This is a genomic window from Paenibacillus sp. GL_099_B (assembly GCF_057835695.1).
The window spans coordinates 4,881,848-4,907,788 of sequence record NZ_CM174430.1 but is presented as its reverse complement, the minus strand read 5'-3'; the positions used below and the strand labels follow the sequence as shown (position 1 = coordinate 4,907,788).

Here is a 25,941-nt window from a genome sequence, read left to right as displayed (position 1 = left end):
TGAAGCATGTACCATAAATACTGAAGGCCTCCGAGAAATCGGAGGTTTTTTGATATGTTTTTTAATTCTTTAGCGATATCAATAATAGATAAAGAAATAAATCACGATTGAAATATACCCGTACGGGGTATATTATAAGAGTAGAACTCGAAAGTCCAAAGGAGTGCAACTCATGAAAAAGTATGCAATGGTATTGCTGACTACGGTGATCACGGGCAGTCTGATGTTAAGTGGATGTGGCAAGAATGCTGAGCAGGATAATAGCAGTAGTGATAGTCATACAGCGAGCACAGGAGAGATGCACCACTCGGATTCGGGAGAATTACTGGAAGGGCTTCAAGAAAAGAAAAATCCTACATATCCAGTGGGCAGCCATGTCGTGTTGAGTACGGACCATATGGCTGGAATGAAGGGTGCAGAAGCGACCATTGTGGGAGCCTATGAGACGACAGCGTATGCAGTCTCGTATACACCAACCACAGGGGGAGACACTGTGAAAAATCATAAATGGGTCATCCAAGAGGAAATTCAGGACCATACGGATCAACCGTATGCAGCAGGAGCAGAGGTTGTGCTGAACGCTGACCACATGCCAGGAATGAAAGGGGCTAAGGCAACGATTGACTCCGCTGAGCAAACGACGGTATATATGGTTGATTATACCCCGACCACAGGCGGAGATCCGGTGAAGAATCATAAATGGGTCACGGAAGAAGAATTGTCTGCTAAATGAGAGAGCTTGAAGTAATAGCCTGAAGTAATAGTTGTTAAGCCTCACATCCATGCGTATAACTTGTGTTAGTCATTATGTGAATACCAAAACCACCCTTTTCACTTTTTAAGTGAAAAGGGTGGTTTTATATATATCAACGCAAAACTATCTTTTGAAAATCTCCAGTTACCAGACAATCGTTTCTGGAGTAACACCAACCGGGAATGTTTCCTCAGCTTTATTTTTCTCCACATACATCTCATACCAAGCGTCAGCAATGTATTTAGGATCTGTTGGTGTATCCGGCTTGATGAATACACCCAGGGAGAGGTGACCCACATAAATGCCCTTCGGAGCGAGGTCCGTATGCAGATTGTTGGCATAGTTTCGTAATCCGCCCAAAGCGATTCCCACGTTACCCATCATCTGAATTGGATATATAGCAGAAAGTCCGGTAGTGAACAGAATCGCTCCAGTCTGACGTTCCAGCATAGCCGGTAATACCTGTTGCACACTATGAATTGCACCAAGTACCAGACCCTGGAACTGATCCAGTGCATTATCCGCAGTAACATTCATGGCAGGTGTCGGAGGAAACTGTCCAACGGTAGGACTGAATTCCAGCACATCAATAAAACCGTACTTCTCTTTGATTTGGTCAAAAGCTTGTGTCAATTGTTCCGGGTTATATAAATCGGCTGCGAAGCCTGATGCTTCAATACCTTCTGATTTTAACTGGGCTGCCAGGTTATCGAGTTTGTCTTGGTTTCGTGATACCAGAGCTACCTGAAATCCGTTTTGTCCAAATTTCTGTCCTATAGCCATCCGAGTCCGGGGCCTGCGCCAACAATGACGATGGTTTTCATATCATGTTTCTCCTTTTCATTCTATGATTGTAAATAGACTAGACAACTAGAGTAATGTAAACAACGATTGTTGTTAAGTATGCTATACTAATCCAATCAGGCTTACAATCAGCAAAAATGCAGAATCGTTGCGTAGACAACAGTTCCTATATTTTTGTTGCGAACATTTTGCAATAAAGCGAGGAGACATTCGAATGGCGATCAAAAATAACCAGGATCCTCGTGTCATACGGACACGTCAGCTACTGCAGGATGCGTTCCTATCCCTACTGCAGCATCAGGACTTTGATTCTCTGACCGTGGGGGATATTACCGAAAAAGCTACGGTGAATCGAGCCACATTTTATGCGCACTTCACCGATAAATTTGCCATTCTGGATTCGACCGTTACTTATTCATTCATGGAGAAATTGAATGATCGAATGGATCAGGATGATACATTTAATGAAGAAGTCTTGAGAAAAATATTAACAGTTCTGTGTGAATTTCATGCTGAAGTCAGTACTCGCTGCGAACGAAGTTACAGGTCACTGGGACCCGTACTGGAACTTCAGATTAGAGAAAAAATCCAGATCATTATTTTGCAACTGCTGAACCGTCAGAAAACCTCCAACCCGGAGCAAAACTCACGTAAAGAGACAGCAGCAGTCCTTTTAAGCTGGGGGATGTATGGCGCGGCTTATCAATGGAACCTGCAGGGGCGGAACGAGCCTATGGAACAATGGATCAATGACACGCTTCCTCTCCTGTTGTATGGAAATAGCCTCTTTTTTGAGAATTAATAAATTTCTGCTCATTTATGGGTTATAATGGAACGATAAGATTAAAGCTGCTGGAAAGGGGAATGTATATGATGGACTTCAGCAAGCCGCTCCATGCCTCCGAATCACATACACACAAACAGCGCCATGAAGAAAATGAACAACAGCTTTTAGCCGGAGGGAAAAGCATTTGGTGGGAAATCAGCAACTGGCTGATTCTCGGTGGGATACTTGCGGTGATCTTCGTATTGTTTAAATTTGTTTTTTAGAAAAAGAGAAACATTAAAACTTTGGATAAGGGCCATATTAAATGGGCTCTTTTTTTTACGCTCGTACATATAAAATCATCAAGCGAATAACAAATGACAAAAATAAATATTTGTCATTTGTTATTCGCTGTGTTAATCTAATTTCAACGGAGGTGACTTGAGGATGGTGTAACCATCTTAATCATATGGATAAGGACAAAACTTCTGAATTTTTAACCAAGGAACAAATTATCGCAGCAACGCAGGAAACTCTCCGGCGCTTCGGTGTTGCCAAAACATCTGTTACGGATGTCGCTAAATTGCTTGGGGTTAGTCACGGTACGATTTACAGGCACTATAAAAGCAAGAAAGAATTACTTGAAGGTGTGACCGCACAATGGCTCGAAGATGAGATTATCGCGCCTTTGACGGCAATAACTAAGGATCAGAGTTACAACGGAGAGGGAACAAGTCATCTGAAAGTATATATAGAAGCATTAATCGCTCGTAAACGTCATTATGCCGAATCCGATGCAGAGTTGTTTGAGATGTACGCACGGGTAACCCAGGAATCCGCAGATATTATTGATAAACATGTGCAACATCTTGTACGTCATTTGAGTGAGATCATCCAGCAGGAGAACCAGTTCCAATTTAACAACCCAGATGTGGTTGCAACGGCGATCCTTCAAGCTACAGCTCGTTTTCATCATCCTGCACACGCCTATGAATGGCAGAGTCCTACAATTGATGCGGAATTTGCACAGGTATGGTTGTTAATAGAAAAGGGATTATTACATTTGGAACAAGAGAGGGAGTAATCGTAAATGAAAAAGTTAACAGGTAAAGTGGCCATTGTAACTGGCTCATCCAGGGGGATCGGACGTGCTATAGCAGAGCAACTCGCTGAATTGGGCGCAGATGTCGTCATTAACTATGCGAGCAGCCCCGACCAAGCAGAACAGGTGGCAGATATTGCTCGCCAAAAAGGAGTGCGTGCCATTACCGTTCAGGCCGACCTTGCCCGGAAGGAAGATGTGGAGCGTTTATTTTCCGAAACGATTAGCCAGCTTGGAAAAGTTGATATTCTGATCAACAATGCAGGCATCATGAAGACAACGCCTTTGGCAGATGTGACTGAGGAAGAATTCGATCAGCAGTTTGCGATTAATGTAAAAGGTACATTTTTTGCTTGTCAGCAAGCGTTGAAACACATGGAGGCCCAGGGCCGAATCGTTAACTTCTCCACTTCTGTAACTGGACAGATGTTTCCGGGATACAGCGTGTACGCGGGAACCAAAGGAGCAGTTGAACAGATTACTCGTCAGCTTGCAAAAGAATTTGGCTCCAGACAAATCACTATTAATGCTGTTGCACCAGGTCCGGTGAATACAGAATTGTTTTCTGTCGGAAAGACGGAGCAACAGCTCGAAGGGCTGCGTAAAATGAATGCCTTTGGTCGTCTGGGTGAACCGGAAGACATTGCAAATGTAATCTCTTTCCTCGTCAGTGAAGAGTCGCAATGGGTTACAGGACAGACGCTGCGTGCAAACGGCGGCTTCATTTAACCATATCATGCACGAAGTTTATTGCTTTTGACACACAACCGGGCGAATCCCCATATGATGCATTACATCAGCAAGCAATTGGGGAAATGGGGAATTCGGGATGGCAAAAGCAAAGGGAAAAAAGGCTCCCGCGTTAAAGAGTGACAAACTTCGTGTATCCATGAAATTGGTTACTTCGGATGTATGTGAGCGTTGCAAGACCCCCTGTACACGAGGAATGGATTATGCAGCACGGATGCGAACCGATGGAGCTGTAGGCAAGGGTGTACCTTGTATATTGACTCGTCATACTTCGTAGTCAGCAGCATAATAAGTTTGACCTACAAGAAGTTCGTATAATTACGTATTGTCAACAACTATACTATAGGGGCGTCCTTTAACAGGGAACGCCTCTTTTTGATCGTTCCAAGGGGTGGAAAATATTCTGGATAAAAAATGAAAAATGATGAAAAACAGCGCAACTTTGTGGATGAACCTGCAGTATAAATGTACAACAGCTAGCAGCAGGGGAGGGAATATTGACGGAATGAAATGGAAAAGAATTTTGCTGTGTGTCACGGTATTCTCCTTGCTCGGCGGGTCTTTATTGTTTGCAGATTCAGTGAACGAGAAGATTCGGGTTCTCATTAACGGCAAGGAAGCAGCTGACGGTGGTTATCTGATTGACGGAACGACCTATGTACCTGTAAGGGAAGCGGGCGGAATCGCCAGATGGGATAGCACAAACAAGAGAGTAACGGTTATCAAACCGAATGTACATATTTTTCTCTTCAAGGGAGATACCGTGTTTGGCAACGTGAACGTGGGTAAGTTGAAATTTAATGTGTTCTCACAAGTCGACAGTTTGACAACGGATATAGCTGCCGTGAAGGTGACGATTACCAATCCAAGTGGTGAGGTTAAGGATATTCAGTCCCAGGAGCTTAAGACACAGAAGGATAACTTCTGGTTCCGGACGTACGATTTTACGTATGATTTCAGCCGTGCTGGCAAGTACCAAGTCGGTTTTTATATTAAAGAAAATGCAAATAGTAATTATGTGCTGGCAGCCGAGAAAATCATTACCGCGCTGAACGATTGAAGCAAAAATAACCTTGGCGGTTAAATTGACCTGAACCATTGAACATGTTACGATATGCAAGGTTACACAATTTCTATTTATAAAGCGAGGTATATCAATGAGCGATCACACACATGAACACGGCGATGCCTGCGGATGCGGTCAAGACCACGACCACGACCACGAGCATGAAGAAGTTCTTCTGACACTGACAGACGAGAACGGAAATGACGTGGAGATGGTTTTGGTGGAGACGTTTGACGTGGAGAAGCATGTTTATGCGCTCCTGCTGGAACGTAACAATCCTGAAGCTGACGGCATCATTCTGCGTATGGAAGAAGAAGACGAGGAAATGGTGCTCTACAATATTGAAGACGAAGAAGAGTGGACCCGTGTTGAAGCGGCGTACAACGAACTCGTTGCAAGCCAAGAATAGTCATCCTTTTGGAATAAAGCAAGAAGGCTCCTTGATCACAGGGGGCCTTTTGTTTGCTTTTTATTAGGTGTATATGCTGTTTTTTCTTGCGATAGAGACAGTGGAATAGGTGGGAAAATGCAAACGATACAGAGATCATAAGCCCAAGGCAGGACAAGTCTGCGTGGAGAAAAAATAAAAAGGACCAAGCATCCCGCTTGGTCCTTAGAGATCGATCAACCTCATGCAGAGGTGGATGTTCTAGAATATTGCATCTGCTTCCACGATGACTTTCACGTTGGTTACGCTACGGTCTTCGGGTCCTTTTACAGGAAGTCCAACTTCAACATGATCAATGATGTAATCAATGTTTTCCTGAGTGATAACCTCACCTGGCAGCAAAATCGGAATTCCTGGTGGATATACGTAGATGAATTCCGAAATAATCCGGCCTGCGGATTCCTTGAAAGGAATGACTTCGGTATCACCATAGAACGCATCACGTGGAGTCAGCATCAGCTGTGGTACATCTGGAACCTTAACCACCAGCTCATGGGCTGGATTCACTTGATAATACGTACGGGATAGATCTTGCAGGGCGTTCAGCAAGATTTCTACGGAGTCATCCGTATCTCCCGGCGTGATGAGGCACAGAATATTATACATATCACTGAGCTCCACCTCGATGTTGTAATGCTCACGTAGCCAGTTCTCTGTTTCGTAGCCTGTAATTCCAAGGTGGCGAACATGAATGGTTACTTTGGTTGGGTCGTAATTAAAGGTAGCCTCTGTGCCCAGCAGCTCTCTGCCGAAGCAATATAGTCCGTCCATATCATTAATGGAGCGTCTTGCAAACTCAGCCAAATCAATGGCTTTCTGTGCCATCTGATGGCCATTCAGAGCCAGATTACGTCTCGACGTGTCGAGCGAAGCCAGCAGGATGTATGAAGTCGACGTTGAAGTCAACATACTCAGAATGGTTTGTACACGTTGCGGATTCACATATCCATTCTTCGTGTTCAGGTTAAGTACAGAACTCTGGGTCATCGAACCACCCAGCTTGTGTACACTCGTTGCAGCCATATCAGCCCCGGCGGCCATGGCTGAGAGCGGCAGATCTTCATGGAAATGAATGAGTACGCCATGCGCTTCATCCACAAGTACTGGAACCTGATAGCTATGCGCCAGTTCAACAATTTCTTTTAGATCGGTACATACGCCGAAGTACGTTGGGTTAATGACGAGCAATGCCTTGGCTTCGGGATGACGCTCAAGAGCACGTCGGATCGCGCCTGTAGTGACACCGTGATCGATCCCTAGATTGGCATCCTGCGCAGGAGAGACGAACACGGGTTTCGCTCCTGAGAAAATGATGGCAGACATGACCGATTTATGCACATTACGGGGCACAATAATCTTGTCACCCGGTTCACATACCGACAGAATCATGGTCATGATGGCACTGCTTGTGCCTTGTACACTAAAATAGGTATAATCGGCTCCGAAGGCATCGGCTGCCAGAATCTGCGCTTCCTCAATGACACCGGTTGGCTGATGCAAATCATCTAGCGGTGCGATGTTAATCAAATCTATGGAGAGGGCATTATCGCCGATAAATTCACGAAATTCGGTATCCGTTCCCAATCCTTTTTTATGTCCCGGAATATGAAATTGCACCGGATTGAGTGCCGCGTGATTTTTTAAAGCGGTAAACAGCGGCGTACGGCGGTGATCCATCAGTGCTGTCACAACCTTTCCTAATTATAATTTGTAAGAAAAACGTCTTTCGACGTAAATTCTATGAAGACAGACCGCATGTAGCGGATGTTTTTCTTGCGATCACGGATTTAGTTCAGCTTCGCTGAAAACTTATCATTTTGTAATCTCAAACAAATTTGAGTATAGCAAATTAAGAACCGAATGCAAGCAGTATTGCTTGACAATTTTCTGAATTGCTGAGATTTGGACACATCCCCGAGGGTTACAGTAAGGATAGGAGATGGGCAAGCAAGCATCGAAAGGGGAAAAAGAATGCAAACCAATACAAAACCAGCCAAAATCCTGCGATCACCTTTCTTTATCGCCATGTGGCTAACGCTTTTTCTAGTTGAAATTATTAAAGGTGCCCTGCTGGTCGCTATTTTGCCCGTGTATATGGACAATATTCTGGGCCTGTCCGCTGGTGTGATTGGTGTGGCCTTTGCCCTTCAATATTTGGGAGATAATCTGTTCCGGGCTCCCTCTGGCTGGGCAGCAGAACGAATCGGGTTCCGGGCAACAATGGTGACGGCGCTAATTTGTACATTAGTTGCTGTAATCATGATTATATTTTTCAAAAGTGCATTTGGCCTTGCCATGGCTTGTCTCATTCTTGGAGTTGGTACGTCACCCCTTTGGCCTTGCGCCATGACGGGCGTGACCGCGATGTCGGGGCCGCAGAACAAGAACGGTACAGCCATGGGTGCGCTGGAGATGGCGGCACTTGGAGGGACTGGACTTGGGCCGATCGGAATGAACTGGTTATTGGAACGGACGCATCACGATTATCGCACCATTTTCCTGGTGTTGATGGGTGTTGCAATTCTAGTCATTCTGGTGGCCTTGATTCTACCCGGACGTGTCGTTGTTGAGGGGGAGCATGCGGAAAGTGAAACCAAGCGGGCAGATATGAAATATCCGGCTAAACCGAATATTCTTACGCCTTTCATCCGACTCAAAAACAGTGTCCAGGGCACATTGCAACGGGTACGCAGCACCCTTAATGTGAATCCGCTCGTATATCCTGCACTGTTCATGCAGTCCTTTGTTATTGGTCTTCTCAGTCCCGTGATTACCCTATACACTCGCACAGACCTGCACATCTCGCCCAACCTGTACAGCTTGTTGCTGATAGCGGGTGGTGGCATTACGGTCATTGCACTGTTGCCTGTAGGGAAAATGGTAGACCGGTTTGGAACGGCACCGTTCCTGAACATCGGTTTTTTGATGGCAGCAGTGAGCTTGTTTGCTTTTTCTTCCATTACGTCTATTCCTGTTGTGTTCGGTATCGTGATGCTGGTTGGCGTCAGCTATGCGATGATTCTCCCGGCTTGGAATGCGTTTGTAGCCACATTGATTCCCAAAGGAGAACGCGGAGCGATCTGGGGTTTCTTCCTGACTCTTCAGGGTTCAGGCATGGTCGTAGGACCGATTGTATCCGGACTGCTGTGGGATCACATTAGTCATCCGGCTCCATTTATCGGAAGTGCTGTCGTTATGGCTGGACTTGCTGTTGTGCACTATGTGTTATCCCGTAAACCGTATCGTACAGCTCCTGCCAAATGATGCTATTGAAGTCTGATAAGGTTGATCCAATAAGAAAAGGGAGTTCCAACAATAAAATGTACCCTATAAGATGGACACTTTAAAAAAGGTCATCTTGTAGGGTCTTTTTGTGTACAATGAATAAAAAACGAGCGGTGGTCAAGCGGATGTCAAAGAAATGCTTTACAACTCAAGAGCAAGATCAGTTAAGAAGAAATCCCTATGTGAAAAATGTCAGCGCTAAAGCTATTACGTACACGGATGCGTTCAAAGAACGATTTATTCAAGAATACAGTCAAGGTACGCTTCCCCGTGAGATTTTTCAGGAAGCAGGCTTTCCCATTGACGTCTTGGGTGCAACCCGAATTCGAAAGGCTTCCAATCGATGGCGTGCGGCTTTTCAAGAACAAGGACCTGCTGGATTAACAGACGGTAGAATACACGCTTCAGGCCGTCCTCTGACCCGTGAATTAAGTCTTGAAGAAAAATATGCCCGTTTGGAAGCGAAAATGAAATGGCTTGAAGCGGAGAATGAATTCTTAAAAAAGCTCGATCAACTCGAAAGGCAGATGAGAAAAAAGAAATCCAACTAAGTACGCGGCAAAAATTCGAACTGATTCAACAGATGATGCATACATACCCTTTCCAACGCAAGGTGCATGTTCTTTGTGAAATTGCTGGAGTTTCACGTTCGGGCTATTACCAATATTGTAGCGAAGATGCCAGGTTACATCGTCAAAATCAGGAACAAGACGATCAGAAAGTGAAAGCCATCGTTCTGAAAGCCTACCATTACCGTGGAAGAAAGAAAGGCGCCCGTCAAATTAAAATGACGCTGGAGCACCAATATGGAGTCATATACAATCTCAAGCGAATTCGTCGTGTCATGCAAAAGTACAACATCGTTTGTCCGATTCGAAAAGCTAATCCCGCACGTCGTATGGCCAAAGCGACCCAAGAGCATCGAACCTGTCCTAACACGTTAAATCGAGCTTTTAAGCAAGGGATTGCAGGCAAGGTACTATTAACGGACATCACGTATTTAACTTATGGGAAAAATAAGCGAGCCTACTTATCGACCATTAAAGATGCTGAAACGAATGAGATTTTAGCTTATGAAGTCTCTGCTTCACTCGGTTTGGACATTGCGATTGAGACGTTGAATCAACTCAAAAAGCATCGTCACCTCACCTCAGATGCGTTGATTCATTCAGATCAAGGTTTTCACTATACGAACCCAAAGTTCCAAAAGCTTGTGAAGAATATGGGGCTGGGACAATCCATGTCGCGTCGAGGAAACTGTTGGGATAACGCTCCACAAGAATCATTTTTTGGGCATTTTAAAGATGAAACGAACTTTAAAACGTGTATGACCTTGGAAGAGGTCAAGCAAGAAGTGAAAAGCTACATGATTTATTACAATCATTATCGAGGTCAATGGAACTTAAACAAGCTGCCGCCTGCACGATACAGACAGCAGCTTGAAGTTGCCTAACCTTTTTAAATTGTCCTTTACAAGGGGTACATTTTACAACCGTAGAGGTTGTGGAACTCCCTTTTTATGTAGCATGGTGCATCCATTGCATCCATTCAGCTAACGACGGGAAGATTATTCTGCCCGCCGGAGTGATCAACTCCGGGAACTAATCGTTCACCGTACTCCATGTCTACTTAAGACAAAGACATCTTGTAGAGCGGCAGCAGCGTTTTGAACGTTGAACGAACCGTTTTCAGGAACTTTTCTCCATCCGCAGCAAGCGGATCATCGCGATCAATTCGCAGACCGCACATGACCTCTGCTTTTTTCACTGTCTTCAGCTTGGTGATGATTTTGTCATAATCTTCATCCTGCATGTCCTTTTGCAGTGTACCGTGAGGAGCCATATGATCCATGGACCAATAGTACTGATCAGGCAGATTGCTGCGCACTTCATCCAACTGTCGTTCGAGCCCTTCGGCGAATGCAGCCTTGTTCGGACTTTCGTAGATGATGGCGAAAATGACAAAAACATGTGTATCGAACATGCCCACTTCAAAGTGAGGCAGTGCTTTGTATCCACGTTTAGAAGATGCCCAGGCGACCCACGTATCCTTTGGAGGATTGACGGTACGCCGTGCGTGTTTGGCGACATGGACAAACATCTCTTCCCCGCATAAATCTGTCAGGTAAGGCGTAAGTTCAGTACCAAGCTCTTCCAGCTTCGGACGAACAAGTTCAATCAGCATTTCCATACGCGGTTCCAGCCCAGGAATCTGAAATACATCAAAATCGCTGCTGTTAAAACCTGAGAAAGTCATACTGTATACCTCCATTTCGCGTCCATTATATCATGAAAAACGGGAGCTTGCCCCTGTGCATTTGCGGAAAGCTGCGATCCTCCGGATCAATCGGTGAAAAATAGTCAAATAACCAAGTACCCTTACATAAAATGAAGTATAAAATAGGGTAAGCCGATTGAGTAGAAGCGATTGAAGAAGATGGCCGGAGCATCTCCGGTACAGATGGAGGGAGTGCCGTGAATAAGAGTTATGAAGTTGAATATTGCAATCTGGAGCTGCGGTTCAACCGTCGGCATATCCAAAATTTGATCAAAGACCTTATTCGTGAGGGGTATTCACTATATTGGAGCGAGGACGAAACCTTTTTTATTCTGTCAGTCCGCACCGGACGCAAACTGGTAAAGCTCCGTTTTCAACAGACGCGCAGTGGGAATTACAAGATGACCGGAGATTATATTATCAAGGACGCAAAGCTTGCGGAATGGTTGGAGAAGCTGATTGGGGATACACGCGGGCATGCTGTTGTGAAACGATTTAAGGATCAGCAGATGACCGTGGAGAATATTTTGTTTGGTGAAGTCATTCGTCTCGTTGAAGTATCCGGGTTCAAACAGCGAGTTATTTTTCAAAAGGAACCTGCGCCGACGGCGGAAGAAATGGAAGAAATGTTTCTCTCGCATGAAGGCGAGGAGCGACTCATGCTGCTGCGAATGGAAGTGGACGATGAACTGGAGCGTCTGCATGCCGCCATTCAGATGGATAATATCGAAAAAGAAAATGCCTGTCGTAAAGTCTTAAAGCAGTTGTCACGGCACATGTTGATGCTGGAAGGCTGAAATATAACGCTGTATTTATGAAAATACGATGAACACCTCAGGTAATTGGGGTGTTTTCTCGCTGTGCGACCATGGTCCGGGGTTCACTTCTATGCGTAAAACCGTTAAAATGGGGGTATTGTTGAGAGTTCATTTCAATAAAATTAATTGGAGCAAAGGATGGAGGACCAGATGGCGAAACAACAGATCGGTGTCATTGGACTTGCAGTAATGGGCAAAAATTTGGCCCTTAACATTGAAAGCAGAGGTTTCACGGTGTCGGTATTTAACCGTTCCCCGGAGAAAACCAACGATCTTCTGAAAGAAGCCGAAGGTAAAAACCTGACAGGCACATTCTCCATTGAAGAGTTTGTGGCATCCCTGGAATCCCCGCGCAAAATCCTGATCATGGTACAAGCTGGTTATGCAACCGACGCAACCATCGAACAACTGCTTCCTCATTTGGATGAGGGCGACATCATCATTGATGGCGGTAACGCATACTTCCCTGACACCCAACGTCGCAGCAAAGAGCTGGAAGACAAAGGCATTCGCTTCATCGGTACAGGTGTATCCGGTGGGGAAGAAGGCGCTCTGAAAGGCCCAGCAATTATGCCAGGTGGACAAGAGAGTGCGTACAAGCTGGTTGAACCGATCCTGACAGCCATTTCGGCCAAAGTCGGTGACGATCCTTGTTGTACATATATCGGACCAGATGGTGCCGGACACTATGTGAAAATGGTGCATAACGGTATCGAATACGGAGATATGCAGCTGATTGGTGAAGCTTACCATCTGCTCAAATCCGTGTTGGATGTATCCGTTGAGGAGCTTCATGCCATCTTTACAGAATGGAATCAGGGAGAGCTGGATAGCTACCTGATCGAAATCACGGCAGACATCTTCTCCAAATATGATCCGGAAACAGGCAAACCAATGGTTGATGTCATTCTGGATGCAGCTGGACAAAAAGGAACAGGAAAATGGACAAGCCAAAGCGCGCTGGATCTCGGCGTACCATTGTCCATGATTACGGAATCCGTATTCTCCCGCTTCCTGTCTGCGATGAAAGACGAGCGTGTGGCAGCGAGCAAAATCTTGAACGGACCTGCGGTTGAAGCATTCTCCGGTGACAAAAAAGCGTTCATCGAGAATGTGCGCAAAGCGCTGTTTGCAAGTAAAATCGTATCCTACGCACAAGGCTTTGCCCAAATGCGCGCAGCATCTGACGAATACGGTTGGGATCTGAAATACGGCAACATCGCCATGATCTTCCGTGGTGGTTGCATCATCCGTTCGCAGTTCCTGCAAAACATTAAAGAAGCGTATGACAAAGATGCAGCATTGAAAAACCTGCTTCTGGATCCATACTTCCAAAACATTGTAGAATCCTACCAAGGTGCGTGGCGTGAAGTTGTAGCTGCTGCGGTAACTCAAGGCGTTCCGGTTCCTGGGTTCTCCAGTGCATTATCCTACTACGATAGCTACCGTACAGAGCGTTTGCCTGCGAACCTGTTGCAAGCACAACGTGACTACTTTGGTGCTCATACGTTCAAACGTCTGGATAAAGAAGGTAGCTTCCACCACAACTGGATGGAATAATAACGTATATCGCAAGTCCGTGAGATTTGGCTAAAGTGTCCTGAATCAGGAGCCTTGGCTGAAAGAAAGGCATGGACAGAATCTTGAAAAGGGGACTTGGAGAGTCGGTTCATACCGATGAGCTCCAGGTCTCTTTATTTTACCGTATGTGTAAGCTGGTCCTACATCTTACGAACCTGAGATGCTCTATTTCGTGGATATTAACCTTTTCTATTCTCTAACGAACTCAGAAGATCCTATTTAGAACATTTAGAGCGAAATTGCGCTGTTTTGAGGGTGTTCTTGTGAAATAAGTTTTCTGAGATTCGTTAGAATTTTAAAATCGCCTATAATTTAAAAATAAACTTATCTGAGTTCGTTAAAATCGTTTGGAGTACATGGACATGCTTCGATATGCTCTGGAAGTGCTTGCGGATGCTTGGAGGGAAGTCGTCATACTATGGCCTTCCCCCGTCCGCAGGGCTGTGTTATGATAGGACAAAAGTGCTCACGAATTGCTTGAATTAAAGGAGTGTACACCTTGAGCAAGTCTAACAATATTATTCTCATCGGCATGATGGGAACTGGCAAATCAACCGTTGCTGACATGCTCGCACGCGAGCTGGGTTACCGACTGATTGATGTGGACGCCGCGGTGGAAAAAGAGGAAGGCTGTACGATTCCTGAGTTGTTCACAGGCAAGGGAGAGACGTATTTCCGCGACGCCGAGAGTCGCATGTTGTGCTCGGTGTTAGAGAAAAAGGCGCAAGTGATTGCAACCGGAGGCGGTGTGGTTCTGCGTTCGGACAACTGTGATGTCATGTCGAAGAACGGCTGGGTGGTTGCCCTGACTGCTGATCCGGCAGTGATAGTAGAACGCGTCAGCGGCTGCGAGAACCGTCCGCTCTTGGCAGGTAATGCCGAGGAACGCATTCAGACCATTATGCAGGAACGGAAGGACGCATACCGGTTTGCGCATTACACGGTGGATACAACCGAGTTATCCGCTTCTGAAGTGACTCGTTTAATTTTAGCGCATTACCGCGTCTAAGCTTGTAATTATTTCATTTTCTCGTCAGTGAGTTTAGGGATAGACACTACACATGAGTGCAGGTCGATGCATTAGAGGGATACATTTACATTTCGCATACGGAAGAAGATATGCCGAAGGATTTAAAGTGGGAATGAAGCCATGTGATCGCGTTAGAACGATGTGAAAAACGGGCCGATTGGCCCGTTTGACTGACTTAAGGATCAGGATGCACAGTGGTTACCGAGAACTGCTGATTGCAGTTATCCTAACTTTTACCCCCGATCCTGATGCTATTTAGTCTTCCTCTTGCCATTGCAACATGCCGCCAGCCATATTGGTGCAGCCATCATATCCGAGCTGCTGCAAGTACTCACAAGCACGCTCGCTACGGTATCCACTGCGGCAGATCAGAACAATCTCACCAGACTTTTGGATTTCGGACAGTCTGTCCGGAATCTGTCCAAGTGGGATGTGTTTCGCTCCCTCGATCATGCCTTGTGCGACTTCATCGTCCTCACGAACGTCTATCATCTGCAGCTTCTCTCCCGCCTGCAAACGGCGGCGCAGCTCAGAAGTTTCAATTTCAGCAATTTGTGTCATATTCAGGTCCTCTTTTCTGTATGGACTTAACGCCTATAATGATACCCAAGCGATGTATGGAATGTCAATTTGGCAGTACAGCATCACCGTATGTACTCTGAACCAAATACGTAACAGGATCATCTAACGAAGCACATTATAATCAATGAAGGAGAATTTCATCCATGGACGTTATCGTTAAACCGACACCATCCCTGAACGGGGAAATTGGAGCTTTGTCTTCCAAAAACTACACCACACGCTACTTGCTAGCTGCTGCGCTGGCAGAAGGCACGAGTACGATCCATTACCCGGCTCACAGTGAAGATAGTGACGCTATGCGCAGATGTATTCGTGATCTTGGAGCGGTGCTTGAAGAAGATGACAGCAAAATCGTCATTAAGGGCTTTGGCAGCCATCCACGTGATGTGCGTGAATTGAATGTAGGCAATGCGGGTGCAGTGCTGCGTTTCCTGATGGGGGTAACGGCACTTTGTCCTGAGGTTACGTTTGTAAATACGTACCCGGATTCTCTTGGTAAACGTCCACATGATGACCTGATCGATGCGCTTGGTCAGCTCGGTGTTGAGGTACAGCACGAACAAGGGCGCTTGCCAATCACGATCAAAGGGGGGCAGGCTAAGGGTGGACATATCCGTGTATCCGGTTCCGTCAGCTCCCAGTATTTGAGCGCGTTACTGTTTGTAACTCCGCTTCTGGCCGAAGACAGCACGATTGAAGTATTGAACGACTTGAAATCTAAAGTGGTCATTGGTCAGACGCTGGAAGTACTGGAACAGGCGGGTATCGTCATTCATGCAAGTGATGATTACATGTCCTTCCGCGTACCTGGCGGCCAAGCCTATAAACCGCAAACATATACGGTTCAAGGAGACTATCCGGGTTCAGCAGCTGTCCTCGCGGCCGCGGCTGTCACCCAATCAGATGTTAAAATTTTGCGATTGATGGAACAGAGCAAACAAGGTGAGCGTGCTATTGTTGACGTTCTGCGTATGATGGAAGTGCCGTTGACGCATGAGAACGATGTGGTACATGTGCAAGGTAACGGTACATTGAAAGCCGTGGAATTCGATGGAGATGCCGCGACAGACGCGGTTTTGGCCATGGTAGCGGCGGCAGTGTTTGCGGAAGGAACCTCACGGTTCTATAATGTAGAGAACTTACGTTACAAGGAATGTGACCGAATTACAGATTATTTGAACGAACTGCGGAAGGCAGGAGCCAACGTAGAAGAACGTCAGGCCGAGATTATCGTACATGGTCGTCCGGAAGGCGTCGAAGGCGGCGTTGAAATTAACGCTCACTACGATCATCGCGTAATTATGGCACTGACCGTTGTCGGTCTGCGTACCAAAGAACCGCTTCGTATTCGGGATGCACACCATGTAGCCAAGTCTTATCCGCAATATTTCGATCATTTGCAGGCGCTTGGCGCCTCGGTTCAATGGGTAAAAGAGTAAATAACTGAAAACCTGTCTTTTGAACACGCACTTTAATCAGAAAAGGATGGTGCTTGAACATGGAATTTAACAATCCTACTCGTGAAGAAATTGGACAACTTTTACGCAAGGCAGGCAACATCGCAGTCGTCGGCTTATCGGACAAATCAGATCGCACTTCCTATATGGTAGCGGAAGCCATGCAAAGCAGAGGTTATCGCATCATCCCGGTAAATCCACAGGTACAAGGTGAGATTCTCGGTGAGACGGTATATGCGACCCTGGCGGATATCCCTGAGCCGGTAGATATCGTGAACGTATTCCGCCGTGATGAATATTGCGCGGATGTCGCTCGTGAAGCTGCGGCGATCAAAGCAAATGTATTGTGGCTTCAGCTTGGTATCCACAGCGATGAAGCCGTACAGATTGCTGCTGAGAACGGTATGACAGCGGTAACGAATCGTTGTATCAAGGTAGAGGATTCCATCGTTCTGCGCGGTGCTGGACGCGGTTAAATCTCGATCACTAAAAATCCCGTTAACCTCGAGTTGACGGGATTTTTTCTGTTGTATAATTGGAATATAAAATATACTTTGCAGATTAGAGGATCGAATGAAGTTAAATTTAAGCGGTATTCCGCTCCATTTAATCATTGGAGGACCAAAGAAATACCCTCCTTTTTGTCATGCCTGGCGGGAGAGAAATACAAATTACCAACAGGTTACTGTTTTGCTTTGACAAAACGTTGCGTAAAGCTTACCATCTAGGATAGAAAGGAGAGGTCGCCATGAATTGGCTCGGATCCTTGCAGCAGCTCGGACGAGCGGTAATGCTGCCTACAATGGTCCTGCCCGCCGCCGCAATTTTGCTGAGTGTTGGCAGTTTGCCCTGGGACGCCTGGGGATTGAAAGTTGTTGGTGAAGTGTCTACCGTGGCCGGACACGGTATTTTTTATTTTTTGCCGTATTTGTTCGCTGTCGGTGTAGCGCTGGGACTCTCCAACCAGGCCGGACAAGCGGGACTCGCTGCTCTGGCTGGTATTGTGATATATGATCAGGTGACTCGCAATTTCGGGGATGGCACCGTTCAACCTGCTTCCTTAATCGGAATTATTCTCGGCGCACTTGCCGGGGTGACGCATAATCGCTTTAAAAGTATTAAACTACCCGAGATCTTACAATTTTTCGGTGGTTCGAGGTTTGTTTTGCTCATCGTAGGGCTGTGCTCGGCACTGTTCTCCTTCTTTATGTTATGGATCGCACCCATTCTGCAACATGCATTGAACGCCATCGCCACCTGGGAATACAGTCTCGGCGGTTTTGGGCTGTTTATATATGGGGTCTTGTACAGGGTGCTGGTGGCCTTCGGACTGCATCATCTGCTTAACAATGTGTTCTGGTTCCAACTGGGGACGTATGAAACAGCAGACGGCAATATTGTACAAGGGGATTTGCCGCGATTTTTTGCGGGTGATCCAACAGCAGGGTATTTTATGGCCGGGTTATTCCCGATCATGATGTTTGCGATTCCAGCGATTGCCTTTGCGATTATTCAGGAGGCAAGGGAAGACCTGAAGCCGAAAATCAAAAAAACTTTTCTCACTTCCGCACTCGTTTGTTTTCTGACAGGGGTCTCGGAGCAGATTGAGTTTGCCTTTTTGTTTGCGGCACCTTATCTGTTCATCGTGCATGCAGTCATGTCAGGACTTGCAATGTGGATCAGTTACTGGCTTGATATACGCCATGGTTTCTCCTACTCGGCTGGCATTATTGACTACATACTCAATTTCCATCTATCGGAGAATGCTTGGAAGCTCATACCGATTGGCATACTATATGGGTTAGTCTATTATTTCCTGTTTAGGTGGGCGATTCGCACGTTCAAGATTCCAACTCCAGGACGCGAAGAGGGGTCCATGCTGGAAGATTGGGTAGGTAACATTCCTTATCAAGCTCCTCTTATTTTGGAAGCATTGGGCGGGAAAGAAAACATTGTGCAGGTAGAGGCATGTATTACACGACTTCGACTCACAGTGCATAATGATCGCTTAATTGATACAGGTGCAATGAAGAGTATGGGGTCTGCAGGGCTCATCAAGCTGGGTGGCGGTAACGTACAAGTGGTATTTGGCACCTATTCGGAATTAATCCGGGAAGAGATTGCGAAGCTGCTCGAACGGGATCTGCAACAGGTTCTGTTCTGTGCTCCTGTGCAAGGCAAAATGCTGCCGATTGAAGACGTGCCGGATCAGATTTTTGCAGCCAAGCTTGTGGGCGATGGTGTAGCCTTTGTCCCGGAAAAGGGAGAGCTGGTTTCACCCGTGTACGGAACGATTATGCACATGTATCCAACGATGCATGCCTTGGGCATCTCCACCAGGGAAGGACTTGAGGTCCTGTTGCATATCGGTATTGACACATCCCAACTGAAAGGCCACTTTGAAGCCTTTGTTCAGGAAGGGGATACGGTGGAGCCCGGTCAGTTGTTAATCAAGTTTGACCTGGCTGTATTGCGAGCCGAGGCGGCATCGCTGACGACACCGATGGTCATCACGAATCCCGATCGTGTCAAATCATGGAGCTTTGCTCCATTTAAGCAAGTTAAGAAAGGTCAGGCATCCGTTATGTCCGTGGTGCTCTATGACAGGAACGTTGGAGGGGTAGAATGAAGATACAAGGCATCAACGGCGCTGCAGGCATAGCCATCGGCAAAGCATTTGTCCTGCCCAGTTGGGAATGGGATCTGCCGGATCAGAAGATGGATTCGGTGGATCTCGCCCAAGAGTTCGAACGGCTGTACGAGGGCATACGGACATCGAAGGATGAGATTGAATATATCAAGAACGAGTTCAAGGAAGTCGTCGGTCCTGAAGAGTCCAGCATCTTTGATGCGCATCTGGCCATTCTGGAAGATCCGGTGTTCATGAACGAAATTCGCGGCATTATTGAACGGCAGTACAAAGCAGCAGAAGTAGCCGTCAAAGAGGCCATTGATCATTTTGTCACCATGTTTGATCTGCTCGAAGACGAGTATATGAAGGAGCGGGCCATCGACATCAAGGACGTGGGTAACCGTTTGTTAAAGCATCTGCTGGGCGCACCGGAAATTACGCTTCCATCGGATACCCAGCCTTATATACTCGTGGCCAAAGAGCTGTCTCCCTCTCAATTAGCGCATTTGAATCCAAGCCATGTGCTGGGCATTGTGACACTTATCGGAGGCAAAACGTCACATTCGGCAATTATGGCTCGTGCCCTTGGCATTCCTCTCGTTTCCGGTCTGGAAGCGAGTCTTGGCATGCCGGTGGAGACCGGAGATATGTTGGTTGTCGATGGAGATAATGGCCTCGTATTTACGGAGCCGGATCGCAAGACAATTGAACGCTACACGATGATTCGCAGCAAACAATTGAAGAAAAAAGAGCAGTTGCAGGTACTTGCAACAGTGGATGCCGTAACCAAAGACGGCTCCGTACTGCATCTGGCTTCTAACATCAGTTCCGTCAAGGAACTGGATATGGCATTGAAACATGGGGCGAAGGGCGTGGGGTTGTTCCGGACAGAGTTCCTATACATGGACCGTGCTACGTTCCCGGGTGAGCAGGAACAGTATGAGGTCTATCGTCTTGTCGCTGAGAAAACTGCAGGACAGTCTGTCGTTATTCGTACGCTCGATATTGGTGGTGACAAGCAGCTAGATTACTTTGAACTGCCAGAAGAAGATAATCCATTTCTCGGATATCGTGCGATTCGGATCAGTTTGGACCGCAAAGATCTGTTCAAAACACAGCTCACGGCCATTCTTCGGGCCAGTGCTGCGGGCAATGTCAAAATTATGTATCCGATGATCTCTTCGGTAGAAGAACTTCAGGAGGCCAATGAAATCCTGCGTGAAGCGATGTCTGATCTGGACGAGCGCAAATTGTTGTACGATCCGCATATTCAGGTGGGCATCATGATTGAGGTTCCGGCAGCGGTGATGATCGCCGATTTGCTTGCCGAAGAAGCTGATTTCTTCAGTATCGGTACCAATGATCTCGTGCAATATGTACTGGCTGTAGACCGAATGAATGAGCAGATCGCACATATGTACCATCCGTATCACCCGGCTGTACTTCGTATGCTTCGCGCAACAGTCGATGCGGCTCATACGGCAGGCATTGATGTCAGTGTTTGCGGAGAGATGGCAGGAGACGAGCGTTCGATTCCCCTATGGCTGGAGCTGGGGATTAGCAACCTGAGTATGTCTCCACAATCCTTGCTGCGTGTGAAGCACAGGGTATTGAATACGACGGCTGCGGTTGCCAAAGAGGCAGCCCATGATTGCTTCAGCCTGCGGACAAGTGCAGACATCGAAGAGCGCCTACAGGTCTTCAATGATTCGATGGGCAGTCCAGATGAACAGAGTGGATCGAATGCATCTTGAATGGGATATTTTCAAATAAATACCTTTAATTGAAAATGTTAACTTTTGTACAATTTTGTAAAATAGTCTTTTTTTAACGATAAAGCCCCACGCCATATGGCGCGGGGCTTTGTTTTATTTTTCAGCAAGTGCATCGCAAAATGCTTTGCCATACGGCGGAAGATCAGGTGGACGGCGAGCTGAAATGATGTGTCCATCCACAACAACGGCTTCATCTTTCCAGATGGCTCCGGCATTTTCCATGTCATCCCGGATACCCGGTGTAGATGTGACCGTAACCCCGTCCAGTATTTTGGCGGATATCAGTACCCAACCTGCGTGACAGATCTGTCCAATCGGCTTACGATCCGCATGCATTTCCTTGACGAGCTCAAGTACTTTGGGATAGCGACGAAGCTTGTCCGGTGCCCAGCCCCCGGGTACAAGAATACCATCATATTGTGAACTATCCAGTTCATCAAAACTGTATTCCGCCTCGGCGGGAACACCATATTTACCAATGTAGGTTTTGCCTTTTTTCTCTCCGGCGAGATGCACCTCAGCGCCTTCTTCACGAACACGATGTACCGGATACCACAGTTCCAGATCTTCGAATTCTTCATCGACCAGGGCGATGACTTTTTTGCCTGTTAATCTCATCATCATCATCTCTCCTTTTGCGGTAATTAGCACATAGCGTCTTTATTGTAACAGATTCTCATGGTGACTTCATCGTCATGCAATCTCGCCATTGGGGAAGCGATTACAACTCAATGAACGCCTACATTCGACAACCTTCATCTGGAGACAGTGGTAATTTGTGCAACCTCTGGTTTATAGCAGGATTTGAGCGGAAATAGGTCGAATGGTATCTATATAAGAGTATAGAACGAATGAGGTGATGACTGTGCGTAAGACGTGCAGATGCGGACATGTAATGGAACTGGAATTAAGAACGGTGGTATATGCCAAAAAGGTAGAGATTCGTAACGTACCTGTATTTGCTTGTACAGACTGCGTTTCCTATGAAGTGCTTCAACCGGTCAAGCCGGATTTGAAAGAGTGCATCAGTACACTCGGTGAACAGCCAACAAAACAGGATGTATCGTTTGGAGAGCGAAATGAACTTGCGGACCTCTTCCATGAACAACTGCTGGCTTGGCCGGATGCAACGGATCGTGAGATGGAGCATCGAATGCAACATGCTGTGGAGGAGAGAATTAACCTGCTGCTGGATATTATGGGTTACGCCCAAGAGTCTAATGATGAAGAATGGATCGAAATAACACAGCGCAGATTAGGTCAATTATCCGGCTTTGTATGGCAGGCGCACTTCTCGAATGCTGTCTAATTTGACGTGCAAAATGCTTGTTTTCATGAAAATTGGCTTTTTCGCCCGCTTTTTGTTAAGATATCGTAGAGTGAAAACGCTCAACATAGCGGTAATCCTGGTAAAGGGGGATGTATATCAAATGGCTGACATGACTAAAATGACAAGTATTGAACAGCTAAACTCCGCAGTGGAGGCTACCGAGGATCAACCCTTGCTTCTGTTTAAGCACAGTACACGCTGCCCGATCAGCGCGAACGCCTATCAGGAGATGAACGATTATTTGCAAAATAGTCCAAGTGAACAAGTGAAATACGGTATCATTTATGTAGTGGAAGATCGCCCTGTGTCCAATGAAGCAGCGGACAAGCTGGGTGTTAAGCACGAATCTCCGCAGGCGATTCTAGTCAAAAAGGGAATTCCTGTATGGCATACTTCCCACTCGAATATTACTTCAACCACAATCACGAAAGCACTGCGTGAGTCCTAAAGCCTATTTTAATTGATTAATGCATAAATTTGTCGTAATATAAATCTTAATGAAAATGGTATGAAAATTTACTGGTAATGGAGAGAAGTACTGTGACGGTAACCATTTATGATGTGGCACGTGAAGCCGGTGTCTCTATGGCAACGGTATCACGGGTTGTTAATAATAACCCTAATGTTAAGCCACAGACACGCAAAAAAGTATATGAAGCCATCGATCGGTTGGGATATCGTCCGAATGCGGTAGCCAGAGGCTTGGCGAGCAAGAAGACAACCACGGTCGGGGTCGTTATTCCGGACATTTCGAACTCAACCTTTGCAGAGATTGCTCGCGGAATTGAAGATATTGCGAATATGTATCACTACAACATTATTTTGTGTAACGCGGATAAGAAGAAAGAAAAAGAAATTCGTGTAATTAACACGTTGTTGGAGAAACAAGTGGACGGTCTGCTATTCATGGGTGGAACTGTGACGGACGAGCATATTCAGGCGTTCCAATCAGCGGCTGTGCCGATTGTTCTCTGTGCAACAAGTGACGAGAAGGGCACGTACCCTTCTGTAGATATCGATCATGAAGCAGCGGCATTTGACGCTGTAAATACGTTGATCCGTCATGGACACAAGGAAATCGCAATGATCAGTGGTACACTGCAAGATCCTGCCAACGGTTATGCCCGTTTCCAAGGGTACAAGAAAGCGCTTGAAGCAGCAGGTATGGAATATCAGGAGGATCTCGTACGCATTGGTAACTATCGTTATGAGTCCGGTGTAGAAGCGATGAAGTATTTCCTCGGATTGAAGAAAAAACCATCGGCAATCTTCGCTGCAACAGATGAGATGGCAATTGGTGCTATTCACAGCATTCAGGATGAAGGTCTGAAAGTACCGGATGACTTCTCCATCATCAGTGTGGATAACATTCGTATGGCTTCCATGGTCCGTCCTCAGTTGACTACTGTAGCTCAACCGATGTATGACTTGGGCGCTGTAGCGATGCGTTTGCTGACCAAGCTGATGAAGAAAGAAAATGTGGAAAACCCACGGGTTATTTTGCCGCATGAAACGATTCTTCGTCTGTCTGTAAGCCATGCAGACGTAGTTTAAATACAGGCTTGGATGGTTCATCGTCATTTCTGATTGAAATGGCAATGGTTTTAAGAGAGGGAGAAGGCATTCTCTCTACATAGTGGAATTACGGAAGCTCCGGAAACGGAGCTTTTGTGCTGAGTGGGGCTCTGAACCTAGACGGAAAAACATACTTGGAGGGAAACATGTCCAGGTTAATATGCAAAATGTATACAGGAGGTTAGAACATGCGAGAATCAATCGGTATCATTGGTGCAATGGATGAGGAAGTAGAACTTCTCTTGGCTGGTATGAAGCAACTAGAGACTGTAAAACAAACCGGTATTACCTATGTTGCAGGCGAATGGCTGGGTAAGCAGATTGTGGTCTGCAAATCAGGCGTGGGTAAAGTAAATGCGGCTGTGACGACACAGATTTTGATTGATCGTTTTCAGGTTAACCGTATTATTTTCACAGGTGTCGCGGGTGCAGTTAATCCAGAGTTGAATATTGGAGATATGGTCATCTCGTCCGAATGTGTACAGCATGATATGGATGTAACCCCACTTGGATTTGAGCGCGGGGTTATTCCTTACCAGGAGACGTCCGCCTTTCCAGCGGAAGCATCACTTATCGAGTTAGCTGAAGAAGCCTGCAAAGCGCAGGACGCGAACTATCTGATCGGCAAAGTGCTGTCAGGAGATCAATTCATTGCAAGCAAGGATACGGTGAAAATGCTGTATACCGAAATGAATGGGGCATGTGCGGAAATGGAGGGAGCTGCCGTAGCGCAAGTGAGCTTCATGAACCGTGTTCCGTTTGTTATACTTCGCGCAATGTCTGACAAAGCAGATGGATCAGCACATGTGAACTTTGCCGAGTTTACTGTGGAGTCTTCCCAGCGCTCTCACCGTATTGTAGAACATATGCTGGAACATATGTAACCCCATATGGTATACGCATGTTGAGCATGATAAAGGGTTAAAAAGCAACAAAAAACCGCTTCTTCGTTGCAGATCATCCATGATGAACCTGTTCACGAAGAGGCGGTTTTTCTATGTATACGTATTCGGAATCATCCATGTGAATTCGTGATTAGTACATAAAACGATGGCGGAATCGCACGCGGTCGAACTGTTCTTCCGATTCCAGGGGTACTTGGCTGCCAATGCGGACCATGAGGCAGTTTGCCGGATGTGAACAAATCTCGGGATCATCGGTGGCGTACCATGTCATATCTACGGTTTGCATCAATTTTTCCATCATCTTGCGGTAATCCCATACGGAAAGGCCACTGCCCTTCAAATCCCAGTGCCAATAATATTCCGTTGTGAATATGATATATTTCTCCATCTGTCCATTTTCAAACGCGGTGAGCAGCATTTCGCGCCCAATCCCGAGAGAACGATAGGAATCAGCAACCTCAATGGCGCCCAGCTCAATTAGATCGGTCATATTGCCTTCCGACCAACGCTCGCATTCATCTGCATAATGGAAAGTCACATAACCGACAATGGTCTCATTTTCCCGTGCTATGATGATTCGACCTTCAGGCAAAGCGGCAATTTCGGCCAATGCCTCCTGTTGTTCCAAAGGGCGCCGGAAGGCATCCAGATCGGAATGAAATTCAAGTTGCTTAATCGTCTCGGCCTGAACTGGTCCCTCAATGATGATTCGGTGGCCGGACTTGAAGATGGAACGCATATGATGCTCCTTAATATGCTCCATAGTTCATGCTCCTCTCTCCCCCTACTTATAGCAAAAAACCAAAAATTTGAAAAGCCATAGACGATGATTGAAAAGATTTGCTATAATTGCGTAGACAAAAAATGTTCACAATTCAACTGCAGTTTGGGTTCATCGGTTTGGCCTGGCAAGTACATGATGAGAAGTTCTCTCTACTAATGTAAGCGCTAACTGGAAGTTCAGTCAACACAAAGGCAATCAGAAGTGACCCATATTGGGAATC

The 25,941-nt window shown here is 46.3% G+C and carries 27 protein-coding genes; 21 read left to right on the top strand and 6 right to left on the bottom strand.

Annotation, left to right across the window (positions count from 1 at the left end):
* The first annotated feature begins 172 nt into the window (after positions 1–172).
* Positions 173–733, top strand: a complete 561-nt coding sequence (locus tag AC3ITG_RS22285) for a YdhK family protein (protein WP_489251391.1) — start codon at positions 173–175, stop codon at positions 731–733.
* Between the two features lie 165 nt (positions 734–898).
* On the opposite strand, the gene AC3ITG_RS22280 is transcribed toward AC3ITG_RS22285, so the two are convergent.
* Positions 899–1,537, bottom strand: coding sequence for an SDR family oxidoreductase (locus AC3ITG_RS22280; RefSeq protein ID WP_489251390.1), 639 nt, complete (start codon positions 1,535–1,537; stop codon positions 899–901).
* A 235-nt stretch (positions 1,538–1,772) separates the two neighbouring features.
* Between AC3ITG_RS22280 and AC3ITG_RS22275 the strand changes: the two genes are divergently transcribed.
* The 7 genes from AC3ITG_RS22275 to AC3ITG_RS22245 all read left to right on the top strand — a co-directional run bounded on the left by AC3ITG_RS22275 (position 1,773) and on the right by AC3ITG_RS22245 (position 5,651).
* Positions 1,773–2,360, top strand: coding sequence for a TetR/AcrR family transcriptional regulator (locus tag AC3ITG_RS22275; RefSeq protein ID WP_489251389.1), 588 nt, complete (start codon positions 1,773–1,775; stop codon positions 2,358–2,360).
* Positions 2,361–2,428: 68 nt separating this feature from the next.
* Entirely contained in the window at positions 2,429–2,608 is a 180-nt protein-coding gene (locus AC3ITG_RS22270) for a hypothetical protein (RefSeq protein WP_489251388.1), read from the top strand.
* Positions 2,609–2,793: 185 nt separating this feature from the next.
* On the top strand, positions 2,794–3,408 hold the full coding sequence (locus AC3ITG_RS22265) for a TetR/AcrR family transcriptional regulator (protein WP_489251387.1): 615 nt from the start codon (positions 2,794–2,796) through the stop codon (positions 3,406–3,408).
* A gap of 6 nt (positions 3,409–3,414) precedes the next feature.
* Complete coding sequence (locus AC3ITG_RS22260; RefSeq protein ID WP_489251386.1) at positions 3,415–4,155, top strand: SDR family oxidoreductase; 741 nt, start codon at positions 3,415–3,417, stop codon at positions 4,153–4,155.
* A 100-nt stretch (positions 4,156–4,255) separates the two neighbouring features.
* Positions 4,256–4,453, top strand: coding sequence for a hypothetical protein (locus tag AC3ITG_RS22255; protein ID WP_072735367.1), 198 nt, complete (start codon positions 4,256–4,258; stop codon positions 4,451–4,453).
* A gap of 228 nt (positions 4,454–4,681) precedes the next feature.
* Positions 4,682–5,236, top strand: a complete 555-nt coding sequence (locus AC3ITG_RS22250; protein ID WP_076288201.1) for a stalk domain-containing protein — start codon at positions 4,682–4,684, stop codon at positions 5,234–5,236.
* A 97-nt stretch (positions 5,237–5,333) separates the two neighbouring features.
* Positions 5,334–5,651, top strand: a complete 318-nt coding sequence (locus AC3ITG_RS22245) for a DUF1292 domain-containing protein (RefSeq protein WP_063565566.1) — start codon at positions 5,334–5,336, stop codon at positions 5,649–5,651.
* Between the two features lie 240 nt (positions 5,652–5,891).
* Here AC3ITG_RS22245 and AC3ITG_RS22240 read toward each other — a convergent pair whose 3' ends face one another.
* A complete protein-coding gene (locus AC3ITG_RS22240; RefSeq protein WP_489254513.1) occupies positions 5,892–7,367 on the bottom strand; it encodes an aminotransferase class I/II-fold pyridoxal phosphate-dependent enzyme in 1,476 nt (491 codons plus the stop codon).
* A gap of 294 nt (positions 7,368–7,661) precedes the next feature.
* Here AC3ITG_RS22240 and AC3ITG_RS22235 point away from each other — a divergent pair, with 294 nt between their 5' ends.
* Positions 7,662–8,954, top strand: coding sequence for an MFS transporter (locus AC3ITG_RS22235; protein ID WP_413372563.1), 1,293 nt, complete (start codon positions 7,662–7,664; stop codon positions 8,952–8,954).
* A 146-nt stretch (positions 8,955–9,100) separates the two neighbouring features.
* Positions 9,101–10,428 (top strand): IS3 family transposase gene (locus AC3ITG_RS22230; protein WP_489251385.1). Its coding sequence is split into 2 segments (ribosomal slippage): positions 9,101–9,470 and positions 9,470–10,428, totalling 1,329 coding nucleotides; the frame shifts between segments, so codons are not numbered across the junction.
* A gap of 176 nt (positions 10,429–10,604) precedes the next feature.
* Here the strand turns inward: AC3ITG_RS22230 and AC3ITG_RS22225 are convergent.
* Positions 10,605–11,231 carry a YktB family protein gene (locus tag AC3ITG_RS22225; protein ID WP_489251384.1) on the bottom strand — a complete coding sequence of 209 codons (627 nt, stop codon included), beginning with the start codon at positions 11,229–11,231 and terminating at the stop codon, positions 10,605–10,607.
* A gap of 218 nt (positions 11,232–11,449) precedes the next feature.
* Between AC3ITG_RS22225 and AC3ITG_RS22220 the strand changes: the two genes are divergently transcribed.
* From AC3ITG_RS22220 to AC3ITG_RS22210, 3 genes are all read left to right on the top strand, one after another.
* Positions 11,450–12,049, top strand: a complete 600-nt coding sequence (locus tag AC3ITG_RS22220) for a hypothetical protein (protein ID WP_489251383.1) — start codon at positions 11,450–11,452, stop codon at positions 12,047–12,049.
* A 171-nt stretch (positions 12,050–12,220) separates the two neighbouring features.
* Complete coding sequence (gndA, locus tag AC3ITG_RS22215) at positions 12,221–13,630, top strand: NADP-dependent phosphogluconate dehydrogenase (RefSeq protein WP_489251382.1); 1,410 nt, start codon at positions 12,221–12,223, stop codon at positions 13,628–13,630.
* A gap of 520 nt (positions 13,631–14,150) precedes the next feature.
* Positions 14,151–14,660 (top strand): shikimate kinase, encoded by a 510-nt coding sequence (locus AC3ITG_RS22210; protein ID WP_231952443.1) that lies wholly within the window; start codon positions 14,151–14,153, stop codon positions 14,658–14,660.
* A 276-nt stretch (positions 14,661–14,936) separates the two neighbouring features.
* On the opposite strand, the gene AC3ITG_RS22205 is transcribed toward AC3ITG_RS22210, so the two are convergent.
* A complete protein-coding gene (locus tag AC3ITG_RS22205) occupies positions 14,937–15,242 on the bottom strand; it encodes a rhodanese-like domain-containing protein (RefSeq protein WP_489251381.1) in 306 nt (101 codons plus the stop codon).
* A 164-nt stretch (positions 15,243–15,406) separates the two neighbouring features.
* Here AC3ITG_RS22205 and aroA point away from each other — a divergent pair, with 164 nt between their 5' ends.
* The 4 genes from aroA (at position 15,407) to ptsP (ending at position 21,106) form a co-directional block, all read left to right on the top strand.
* Positions 15,407–16,702, top strand: a complete 1,296-nt coding sequence (gene aroA, locus AC3ITG_RS22200; protein ID WP_489251380.1) for a 3-phosphoshikimate 1-carboxyvinyltransferase — start codon at positions 15,407–15,409, stop codon at positions 16,700–16,702.
* A 59-nt stretch (positions 16,703–16,761) separates the two neighbouring features.
* Positions 16,762–17,196 carry a CoA-binding protein gene (locus tag AC3ITG_RS22195; protein WP_053784277.1) on the top strand — a complete coding sequence of 145 codons (435 nt, stop codon included), beginning with the start codon at positions 16,762–16,764 and terminating at the stop codon, positions 17,194–17,196.
* Positions 17,197–17,468: 272 nt separating this feature from the next.
* Entirely contained in the window at positions 17,469–19,349 is a 1,881-nt protein-coding gene (locus AC3ITG_RS22190; protein ID WP_489251379.1) for a glucose PTS transporter subunit IIA, read from the top strand.
* A complete protein-coding gene (gene ptsP, locus AC3ITG_RS22185) occupies positions 19,346–21,106 on the top strand; it encodes a phosphoenolpyruvate--protein phosphotransferase (protein ID WP_489251378.1) in 1,761 nt (586 codons plus the stop codon). The genes AC3ITG_RS22190 and ptsP overlap by 4 nt, the downstream gene beginning before the upstream one ends.
* Before the next feature lie 114 nt (positions 21,107–21,220).
* On the opposite strand, the gene AC3ITG_RS22180 is transcribed toward ptsP, so the two are convergent.
* Positions 21,221–21,748, bottom strand: coding sequence for a type 1 glutamine amidotransferase domain-containing protein (locus AC3ITG_RS22180; RefSeq protein WP_064636568.1), 528 nt, complete (start codon positions 21,746–21,748; stop codon positions 21,221–21,223).
* A 274-nt stretch (positions 21,749–22,022) separates the two neighbouring features.
* Here AC3ITG_RS22180 and AC3ITG_RS22175 point away from each other — a divergent pair, with 274 nt between their 5' ends.
* The 4 genes from AC3ITG_RS22175 to AC3ITG_RS22160 all read left to right on the top strand — a co-directional run bounded on the left by AC3ITG_RS22175 (position 22,023) and on the right by AC3ITG_RS22160 (position 24,916).
* Positions 22,023–22,436, top strand: a complete 414-nt coding sequence (locus tag AC3ITG_RS22175) for a hypothetical protein (RefSeq protein WP_413372558.1) — start codon at positions 22,023–22,025, stop codon at positions 22,434–22,436.
* Between the two features lie 121 nt (positions 22,437–22,557).
* Positions 22,558–22,905 carry a bacillithiol system redox-active protein YtxJ gene (ytxJ, locus tag AC3ITG_RS22170; protein WP_064636572.1) on the top strand — a complete coding sequence of 116 codons (348 nt, stop codon included), beginning with the start codon at positions 22,558–22,560 and terminating at the stop codon, positions 22,903–22,905.
* 92 nt (positions 22,906–22,997) lie between these two features.
* Positions 22,998–24,011, top strand: coding sequence for a catabolite control protein A (gene ccpA, locus AC3ITG_RS22165; protein WP_024631149.1), 1,014 nt, complete (start codon positions 22,998–23,000; stop codon positions 24,009–24,011).
* Between the two features lie 209 nt (positions 24,012–24,220).
* A complete protein-coding gene (locus tag AC3ITG_RS22160; RefSeq protein WP_489251377.1) occupies positions 24,221–24,916 on the top strand; it encodes a 5'-methylthioadenosine/adenosylhomocysteine nucleosidase in 696 nt (231 codons plus the stop codon).
* Between the two features lie 151 nt (positions 24,917–25,067).
* Here AC3ITG_RS22160 and AC3ITG_RS22155 read toward each other — a convergent pair whose 3' ends face one another.
* Positions 25,068–25,700, bottom strand: a complete 633-nt coding sequence (locus tag AC3ITG_RS22155) for a GNAT family N-acetyltransferase (RefSeq protein ID WP_489251376.1) — start codon at positions 25,698–25,700, stop codon at positions 25,068–25,070.
* Between the last annotated feature and the right edge of the window lie 241 nt (positions 25,701–25,941).